The sequence below is a fragment of the Xanthovirga aplysinae genome, from assembly GCF_009711365.1.
Taxonomy (GTDB): Bacteria; Bacteroidota; Bacteroidia; order Cytophagales; family Cyclobacteriaceae; genus Xanthovirga; species Xanthovirga aplysinae.
On the sequence record NZ_SMMB01000972.1, the window covers coordinates 1 to 5,981 of the forward strand.

The window sequence follows — 5,981 nt, forward strand, 5'->3', positions numbered from 1 at the left end:
ACTTTATGCCTCTTTCCGTAGATTAAATTAAACCTGTACATTTTCCTCCTTTCAAAACTTGATGATCTTAATAGGAGAACTATTGTTCAGCTCTCCCTCCAGCCCTCTTAATATGGGACCTTGTTGTAAAGATTCTACATGGTCAAAAATTTACCATTTTAAGCGCTTTAAATTAAAAATTCAATGATGAATACAAGGTAAATTGCCTTTCAATTAAGCTCCTATCCTTCATTTGATTTAATTTTTTAAATAAAAATTTGGACTTAAATATGAAACATTAATAAATATGTTTGAACTTGTAATTTTTTAGTTTAGCTTGTGGTAGCTAGTTTTTGGAAGTTAGTTGAGTAAGCTTGATGGGATTTCATAGCTAAAAGAAAATATTCTTAAGTAAGAATCTAAATTGATTTAAACAGGGATTTTCTGTTTAACGATAACATTACTTATAAACTAATTTTATTTTTTTAAATTTTAAGCTTTGACCATTATGAAACCAAAAATTAATAGTCGTTTTTCCAGGAGTATTGTCCTGACAATAACATTAGGATTTTTATTACCTGCTTGCCAACCTGATTTCTTGAACGAAGTGGAGGATAATAATGCAAAAGCAAATTTTGCACAAATCAATGCGTTAACAACTAGTGATGATATTTATTCCTTAACTAGAGATCTTACCATTCGGACTTTATCATCTAAGATACCCGGCGTTGGTTTTTTGGTAGGAGGGTTTGTAAATGCTTTGTGGCCTGGCACAAGTACAGATCCTTGGGACCAAATAAAAGACCGAGTGGAAGCATTAATTGATGAAAAAATTTCAGAATATAATTATAATCAGGTCCAACTAGCTTTAGATGGGATAAAAAATAATATGGATGAATATTTATGGGCGGTACAAAATTCGGAGACTCCTACTTATATTTCTGAAAAATACAATATTGTCCTTGGAGACATTCTTTCGAATTTACCTCATTTTCAGGCCAATGATGATAGGGTATTGTTACTTCCTTTATTTTCGCAGTTAGCAAACTTGCATTTAAGCCTTCTCAGAGATGGGGCAGAGTTTGGTTTGGAATGGGGTTGGTCCGATGTGGAAGTGGACCGTTCTCGTCAACAGTTAATTGATGCAATAAAGGATTACTCTTCTTATGCAGATGAGGTATATGCCGAAGGTCTGGCAGATGTTGAAAGTAATTTATCCTCTAATAAAAGAGTGGCCTTTAACAAAAAAAATAAATATATCCGGGAAATGACCCTATCTGTTTTGGATTTTAAAGAAATGTGGCAATATTATGATATAAGCCAATATCCAGACGGAGCCAGTATATACCTTGACCGTGAGATTTATTCTGACGTAGTAGGGGCATATCGTGGAGATAAGGCGGTGAATTTACCTTCAACACCACCTTCACAACCAATTTCAAAGCTTGAGGTTTGGGGTTATGATCGTATTGATGCTGTTCGAGTTACTTACCCAGAGGGTGGTGGGCCTGACGGGGTAACACAAACCAAACGAATGGGGAACACTAGTGGAGGTACCTTAGACTCACCATATGGCGGGGTGTTTGATCTGAGCAGTTTGCCAGTTGAAGGAGTTTTTGTGCAATATGGCGATATAATGGACGAAATACAGTTGATATTTTCAGATGGTTCTCAGAGCACTTTGCTAGGAGGGCACTATTTAGGTGGGCATATTCAATCTACATATAGCTACCCTGGCCATATTCTTTCAAGTATTTGGATTAACGGGGCTGCGGGATCACCTTATTGGAGTGCGGATTTTGGGGTTTTTGGTTTTAAACTTGAAAATAACCAAATGGTATCTACCGAAGCCTTAAAAAGTATGTATATAGGCTCTCCTATAGAATTAAGCAATGAAGAAATAAATAACTTGATGGGGAACTCTAGTTCCAAAGCGGTTTCAATTCAAAGTAACTCCTTTCCACTAGTAGATAGTTGGAAAGCAGAACGAGATCAGTATTGGGAAAAAATTGGTCAGAACGTTGAGAAAAGGTCAGGAGCCCATTAACTTGCTTTATCGGGGGGATAAAGGTAAAATAGACTTACTTTGGGTGGATCTTTGTCCTCTTTATAAAGCCCAATTGGATGGTAGCCTTATTTAAAGTGAAGGGATTCAAATCCGTCTCTTTTCTACATTCATAATAATCCAATTATAAAAGTAATAACCAATGGGTAAAAAAATAGCCATTAATTGGGAAATGAACTTTTTACCTGTGAAAGTGGGGTTGGGCTTTAAGCCCAACCCCACTATTGGTATGTAGGACAAAGTAATCAACAGATAGGGTGAAGATTTTTGTATGTGCCGAGTTGGTAGGAGGCATGATCGATTGGTAAGGGTGTGCAGTCTGACTTGGAGCCTGAAGGGAACCATTAGCAAAATAGAGGAAAACTAGATATTGGTTTCGTCAGGAAGGGCGCTTTGGCAAAAATCTTCTAGTCCATTTGAAAGGGTTTAGTATGGGATTGCACTGGTTGATGTTGGCGAGAAGGTGATCTCCCTACCTACTCTATTGGAATTGATAATTATATAGCTACTAGGGTTTACCCCAACAACTGATTAACATTCATTTTATACACTTTGCCTATGGGGATAATATGCTCCCCTATAAAAATCCGGTTTCCCTCAATGCTCTTGATGTGATTTTTGGTTACGGCAAATGATTTATGAACCTGCAACAAATTGTGGGAAGGAAGCGATGTTAGCAGGTTAGAAATCTTCTCTCTGATCAAAAGTGTTTCTTCTTTCAAAATGACTTTGGTGTAGTTTCCTGCCGCTTCTATAAACAGGATGTTATCAATTACCACTTGGGTATATTTTTTGTCTCCCCTAAGAAATATTCTTTTTACCTCCGCATTATTTTTTGCTCCTTCAGTTGGAGAGGGTGCCGTTGCAGGCAAGCTTAAGGCTTTGTTAATGGCCTTTAGACAGCGTTCGAAACTGAATGGTTTTAGCAGGTAGTCGGCAATGTTGAGCTCATAACCTTCTAGGGCAAACTCTTTGTAAGCGGTAGTTACTATTACTTTGGGCGGGGAGGAAAGCGTTTTTAAGAAATCAAAACCTTTCAGTTTGGGCATGTTCAAATCCAGGAAGATAAGATCCACTGAATGCTCATTCAAATACTGGAGGGCTTCCAGAGCATCGTAGCAATTCTTTTCTAACTTCATGTTGGGAAGCATATCGCAATAGCCCTTGATTATATCATGGGCAATATATTCATCATCTATAATTAGGTATCGGATCATATGGACCTCAAGGTTAATTGTGCTTTATAGATATCGTTGGTAGCTGAGTAGGACAAGGAATGCTTATTCGGGTAAACCAATTCCAATCTTCTTTTTAGGTTCTTAAGCCCGATTCCCTCTTTCTCCGAGAGTTCCTGGCTATCAAAATTGTTCTCAACAGCAAAGTGAATTTCATCCTCTCCGGCAATCAAATTGACATGGATGTAGGCATTTTCTCTTAATCTCTCCACTCCATGTTTAAAAGCATTTTCTAAAAGGATAATAAACAAAAGCGGCATCACTTGGCTTCCTTCCTTTTGGATGTGGTGAATAAACTTTACCTCTGTTTTCTTGTGATAGCGGGCCTTATGCAACTCAATATAGTTATATAAGTAGTCCACTTCTTCCTCCACTGTTACCCATTCTTTCTGTCCCTCGTAAATACTGTATCGCATCATATCAGAAAGTTTGAGTATCAGCTGTTGTGCTTTTTTGGAATCTTTTTCTACTAAACCATATAAATTATTAAGTGTATTGAAAAAGAAGTGCGGATTGACCTGACTTTGCAGATGCATTAGTTCTATGTTAGTTTTCTCTTTTTTCTGTTTTATAGTCGATTTTACCTGACCAAATATCCAACGTATCCCCCAAAAGATTAGCAAAGACCAATAAAGGAAAGCCGAGATTGAAAAAAACGGTTCAATGCCTTCTTCGTTCTCTAGCAGTATCAAAATAATACCCCCACCTACGGCAAATACCCAAAACCCATATTTACGAATTAGCCCACTGTTTTTCTTTACTATTGAAATCATACCCAATAATAACCAAGTAAAATGCAATACACAAAGAAGTTGACAAACAGCCTTTAATTTGGCCTTAACTTCCAAATAATTGTGATCAACCCACTTTATATTGTCCTGAAATTTTTGTGTACCAGCTGAAAGGTAGTTAATCACAAATATTTGGGAGGTATTCAATACCATATATTGGGAAAAGGATTAAAATCGACAGAGCGCTCCCCAGTCAGAAAAACTTTTGCCACAGGAAGGGGTTTTTTATGGAATGATAACTCCTCATTTTTCAGAGCTGGAATTTGCCGGCTTGAATTTGGAAGCCCCAGAACTTATTTGTTTTCACTTTTCAACTAGCTGGAATTATATCAATATAACATGAGGGCAATTTATTGGTTTTTTTTTAATATTTTTTTGAACATTCTAATCCCATACATTTCCTAAATATGAGGGATAACCGAGATCCCAAATTATAATACTTATATATTTTCATGAGATAATAATGTAGTATTGATCTAGGGTTCTTTAGCATGTTTAGGTATTCCCAAAGTTGGTGGAATTTTTACAGTTATTAGTTGAAAAAAATTTCATAAAACTTGAATCCTCATCAATTTCATAGTAAACATTTTTTTTACAAAAAACAGAACTATGAAAAATCTACTTATTAAATTATCATGTCTTTTGCTATCTTTTTGTCTTTCATGTGAATATGCAGAGGAAGATTCACAGACAAACCCCAATGAATCCGGGAAGGTTACATCTAATAATATTTTAGACAATCCTCCAAATATTTTGTTGATTATCGCAGATGATATGGGATTAGATGCCAGTCCCGGTTATGCAACTGGCTCTAATAAACCGAATATGCCTGTTCTGGAATCATTGTATGCTGATGGTTTAACTTTCGATAATTTATGGTCGAATCCGATGTGTGCTCCAACCCGGGCGACAATTTTAACGGGTAAATATGGTTACCAAACAGGTGTATTAGGTGTGCGTATTAATGAAAAGATTGATTTGTCCGAAACTTCCTTACAGACTCACATCAACAGCAGTGGACTGGTAAATTACAGTAACGCAATTATAGGGAAATGGCATCTTTCCGGTATAACAGATGCTGGAACTAACGACCCCAATATTATGGGGATTGAGCATTATTCGGGTCTCATCGCCGGCGCTCTTACAGATTACTGGAACTGGGAGCTCACCACTAATGGTATTGTAACTACCTCAACCGAATATGCCACTACGGCATTTACCGATATGGCAATTGACTGGATTCAAAATCAGAATCAGCCTTGGTTCCTTTGGTTAGCCCATACAGCTCCGCATACTCCATTTCATCTGCCTCCTCAAGAGTTACACGATAGGGATTACCTTTCAGGGGACCCAGCAGATATTAGTGCAAATCCTGAACCCTATTTCTTTGCTATGTTGGAAGCTATGGATAGTGAAATCGGAAGGCTTTTAGATTCCATGACTAAGGAAGAAAGGGCCAATACCCTGATTATATTTATTGGAGATAATGGAACAGATAGGGAAGTTATCCAGTCTCCCTATTCTCGGTCCCAAGCAAAAATGTCCTTATACCAAGGAGGTATTCATGTTCCAATGGTAGTGTCTGGCTATGGAGTGGACCGTAAAGGTGAACGAGAAGAAGCCTTAATTAACACCACTGATTTATTTGCAACGATTGCTGACATTGCAGGTACCGGGACAACCGAAATCCACCATAGCAGAAGCTTTAAAAGCCTACTTTCAGATACCAATTCTGAGAAAAGGACTTATGTTTATGCTGAAATATCAGAGGTAAATGTTTCAGGGTGGACCATTCGAAATGACCAATATAAACTAATAGAATACGCCGATGGAAATGAGGAATTTTACAACTTGGAAAACGACCCTTACGAAGGAGATAACCTGTTAAATGGCAACCTAAGTGAGGAAGAG

Annotated in this window: 4 protein-coding genes; 2 read left to right on the plus strand and 2 right to left on the minus strand. The window is 37.3% G+C overall.

Annotation, left to right across the window (positions count from 1 at the left end):
* The first annotated feature begins 487 nt into the window (after positions 1 to 487).
* A complete protein-coding gene (locus tag E1171_RS09320) occupies positions 488 to 2,026 on the plus strand; it encodes an insecticidal delta-endotoxin Cry8Ea1 family protein (RefSeq protein ID WP_155205735.1) in 1,539 nt (512 codons plus the stop codon).
* Between the two features lie 533 nt (positions 2,027 to 2,559).
* Here the strand turns inward: E1171_RS09320 and E1171_RS09325 are convergent.
* Both E1171_RS09325 and E1171_RS09330 read right to left on the minus strand, forming a co-directional pair.
* The gene (locus E1171_RS09325; protein ID WP_155205736.1) at positions 2,560 to 3,261 is read right to left on the minus strand and encodes a LytR/AlgR family response regulator transcription factor; all 702 of its coding nucleotides are present in this window, start codon (positions 3,259 to 3,261) and stop codon (positions 2,560 to 2,562) included.
* The gene (locus tag E1171_RS09330) at positions 3,258 to 4,223 is read right to left on the minus strand and encodes a sensor histidine kinase (RefSeq protein ID WP_222931456.1); all 966 of its coding nucleotides are present in this window, start codon (positions 4,221 to 4,223) and stop codon (positions 3,258 to 3,260) included. Before E1171_RS09330 ends, E1171_RS09325 begins: the two co-directional genes overlap by 4 nt.
* Positions 4,224 to 4,679: 456 nt before the next feature.
* On the opposite strand from E1171_RS09330, the gene E1171_RS09335 reads away from it, so the two are divergent.
* The coding region (locus E1171_RS09335; RefSeq protein WP_155205737.1) for a sulfatase-like hydrolase/transferase at positions 4,680 to 5,981 on the plus strand (1,302 nt) is incomplete at its 3' end.

Bases quoted from the DNA above. Each gene is read 5' to 3' on its own strand.
- E1171_RS09325 (WP_155205736.1), bottom strand. From the start codon at position 3,261: ATGATCCGATACCTAATTATAGATGATGAATATATTGCCCATGATATA.
- E1171_RS09320 (WP_155205735.1), top strand. From the start codon at position 488: ATGAAACCAAAAATTAATAGTCGTTTTTCCAGGAGTATTGTCCTGACA.
- E1171_RS09330 (WP_222931456.1), bottom strand. From the start codon at position 4,223: ATGGTATTGAATACCTCCCAAATATTTGTGATTAACTACCTTTCAGCT.